This window comes from Lutibacter sp., assembly GCF_040883305.1.
Lineage (GTDB): Bacteria > Bacteroidota > Bacteroidia > Flavobacteriales > Flavobacteriaceae > Lutibacter.
On record NZ_JBFLKT010000244.1, the window covers coordinates 1 to 3,756 of the forward strand.

Consider the following 3,756-nt stretch of genomic DNA (forward strand, 5'->3'; position numbering starts at 1 on the left):
AAAATACCACCTGCTATTCTAAGAGCTGAAGCACCTAAAGATTCACCAATTGCAAAACCTATAAAACTTGCACCGGCATATTCTCCTGGCACAAAAAGTAGAATTATTAACATCATAATTAATTCCAAAGAAATTAAGACTACACCAATACTCATTCCAGCATTTAAAGGAATATTTAATAACTTGATAGGTTTTCTCTCTAATGAAGCAAATGCCATTCGTGAATTCGCCAAAGTATTCATTCTGATTCCAAACCAAGCAACAGCATAAGAACCTAAAATTCCCAGAATTGTCCAACCGAGAATCATTAACACTCCAATAACACCAAATAAATTTTCACCCGTTTCTGGATCTTTAGATAAAAACCCAAAATAAAAAGCTACCGCAGTTCCAATAAATAAAAATAATACTAAAATAAATTTTCCTTGTTGAATTAAATAGGTTTTTGATGTTTCAAAAATAACTTGAGCCACCTCTAACATAGATTTGTGCGCTTGAATTTTTTTAATTTGAATAAATTGATAAAACCCAAAAAGCAGTCCTAACATTGTAATTACAAAACCCCAATATAAAATATATTGATTCTTGATTACATCTGGAATTACTAAATCTGCTTCACTTGCAAACATATTTACAGGAAGCATTAATACAATTAAAATTGCGATAATTTTTTTCATTGGTTAAAAAGATAAAGATTAGTGATTATTTTAAAATACAGCAGGTAATAAAACATCAAAACGATAATACAAGAAAGGAGATTTTCTTGAAATTGATTTATATTTAGGGGATGTTCCAAATTAAATCGCACCATTTAGTCTTAAATACACTATAAAGGTACTAATTAATAGATATAAATCTTAATAAAGTAATTATTTATATTCGTTCTAACTTTTTAAGGCTTAACCAAAAACAAAAAGCTCACCAATTAAAATGGTGAGCTTTTACTATTATAAAAAAAGAATATTCTAATTTTTATTTTCTACTTCTTTAATTATTTTTTCAACTTTTTTAACCTTAACATCTGCATCTTCTAATGCTTCTATTTTTGATTTCACTTCTTCTTCAGTACCTTCAAAAACTATTTCTACAACAACTTCTTCTTCGTTTTCTATGGTCGTTGTAGTAACTATAGCCTTTACAGTTCCGTCATCATTTTTTTCCATAGTCACCATTACCTCTTTCTTAACTACTTTAACAACAACTTCAGTTTGAGCTTTATCTCCAGCATATTTTGCTACATCAACAGCATTTAAAGCAATACTTGGTGCAATTACCAATGCCACAACCGACATTAATTTCAATAAAATATTTAAAGAAGGTCCTGAAGTATCTTTAAATGGATCACCAACTGTATCACCAACTACCGAAGCTTTATGTGCTTCAGATCCTTTTCTTCCGTGCTCTTCAATTGTTTTTTTAGCATTATCCCAAGCGCCACCAGCATTTGATTGAAAAATTGCCATTAAAACACCACAAGTAGTAACACCTGCCAACAAACCTCCAAGCATCTGTGCACCACCAATAAACCCAACAAGAACAGGAACTATTAAAGCCAATAAACCTGGTAAAACCATTTCTCTAATAGAAGCCTCTGTAGAAATTTCAACACATTTTTCATATTCAACATATCCATCAGCTTCATCAAAAATAGCTAATTCTTCTTTTGAAAAATTCTCTTTCTTTGAGTCATGCTTTCTCATTACCTCTAAAGCAGCACGTAATTGTGGTATTTCCTTAAATTGACGACGCACTTCTTCAATCATAGTCATTGCAGCACGTCCCACTGCTTTCATTGCCAGAGCAGAAAAGACAAATGGCAACATTCCTCCTACTAATAGACCCGCCATAATTTCTGGTTTAGACACATCAATTGATGTAATATTTGCAGTTTTCATAAATGCTGCAAATAATGCTAATGCTGTTAATGCAGCAGAAGCAATTGCAAATCCTTTTCCAATTGCAGCAGTTGTATTTCCAACAGCATCCAACTCATCCGTACGCTGACGCACTTCTTTTGGTAGTTCAGCCATTTCAGCAATTCCTCCAGCATTGTCAGAAATTGGTCCGTAAGCATCTACCGCTAATTGAATTCCTGTATTTGCTAACATTCCTACAGCTGCTATTGCAATACCATATAAACCTGCAAAATAGTGAGAGAACATAATTGCTCCTGCAATAAACAATATTGGAAACATGGTAGACATCATTCCAACACCTAAACCAGCAATAATATTAGTTGCAGCACCAGTTTCAGATTGTTTTACAATAGAATTTACTGGGATTGTTCCAGTACCTGTATAAAATTCTGTTACCTTTCCAACAGCAAAACCGGCAATTAAACCTGCCAATGTAGCATAAAAAACACCCATTGCATTATATTGTACTCCATCTGTTATCCATTCATCTGGTAATAAACCTGACTTTACAATGATGAAAAATGAAGCAATAATCATTAAAAACCCTGATCCGAATTCACCAAAATTCAATGCTTTATGTGGACTACCACCTTCTTTAACTCTTACAAAAAATGTACCTACAATTGATAATACAATTCCAACAGCTGCTAAAACCAACGGTAAATAAACCGCTCCTAAACCTCCGTAATCAGGAGTTAAAATTAGTGCTCCTAAAACCATTGTACCAATAATAGAACCAACATAGGATTCAAATAAATCGGCTCCCATACCAGCTACATCACCTACATTATCACCTACATTATCTGCAATTGTTGCTGGATTCAATGGATGATCTTCAGGAATACCTGCCTCAACTTTACCAACTAAATCTGCACCAACATCGGCTGCTTTTGTATAAATTCCACCACCTACACGTGCAAAAAGTGCAATTGAAGACGCTCCTAATGAAAAACCTGAAAGTACATTTAATACCATTGGTATATTTTCTGTTCCCGGCCACATCAATTGATATAACATGAACAGAGAACTTAATCCTAATACTCCAAGACCCACAACTCCTAATCCCATTACAGATCCACCTGCAAAAGCTACTTCCAATGCTTTTCCTATAGAAGTTCTTGCAGCTTGTGTAGTTCTAACATTTGCTTTAGTAGCTGCTTTCATTCCAATAAATCCTGCCAAAGCAGAACAAATTGCACCTACAATAAATGATACTGCTACCATTCCGTGAGAACCAACATCATAAGTTCCTTTAAAATATAATAAAATTGCAACCCCTAAAACAAATATTAATAATATTTTGTATTCAGCTTTTAAAAACGACATTGCACCATCGGCAATGTGCTTAGCAATCCTCATCATTTTTTCATTTCCTCCATCTTGTTTAGACACCCAAGCATTTTTAAACACAACAAACACAAGTGCTAAAACCCCAAATAGAGGCAAAAATTTTACAATAAATTCCATTCTTTAGTTAATAAGTTAAGTTAATTAATTTTTCTAAGTGCGCTAAAATAGTAAAATATAAACTATAAAAAAAACCACCTTTAATTTTAAAGATGGTTTCTATAAATCGTTGATTAATTTTATTTTATATTGTAAATGTTCTTTTTTTCTTGTGTTCGCTATTTTCGTACCTAGCAATACATTCATGATAAATTTTTTCGGCTTCTGCCGCATCTCCCCAACCACCAACATCTACTTTTTTCTCTTCTAAATCTTTATAAACTTGAAAAAAGTGTTCAATTTCTTTTAATCTATGAGGATTTAAATCGTGTATATCTCTTCTATTATTCCAAATTGGATCTGAAACCGGAACACATATTATTTTTTCATCTGG

At 32.8% G+C, this 3,756-nt stretch carries 3 protein-coding genes; all 3 read right to left on the reverse strand.

Annotated elements, in window-relative coordinates:
* On the reverse strand, positions 1-677 hold a 677-nt coding region (locus AB1Z17_RS07720), incomplete at its 3' end, for a sodium/proton-translocating pyrophosphatase (protein WP_368051224.1).
* Between the two features lie 288 nt (positions 678-965).
* Positions 966-3,383, reverse strand: a complete 2,418-nt coding sequence (locus AB1Z17_RS07725; RefSeq protein WP_368051225.1) for a sodium-translocating pyrophosphatase — start codon at positions 3,381-3,383, stop codon at positions 966-968.
* A 124-nt stretch (positions 3,384-3,507) separates the two neighbouring features.
* Positions 3,508-3,756 (reverse strand): inorganic diphosphatase (locus AB1Z17_RS07730; RefSeq protein WP_368051226.1); only part of this gene is annotated, 249 nt, incomplete at its 5' end.

Coding starts and splice junctions, on each gene's coding strand:
- AB1Z17_RS07725 (WP_368051225.1), bottom strand. CDS start 3,383: ATGGAATTTATTGTAAAATTTTTGCCTCTATTTGGGGTTTTAGCACTT.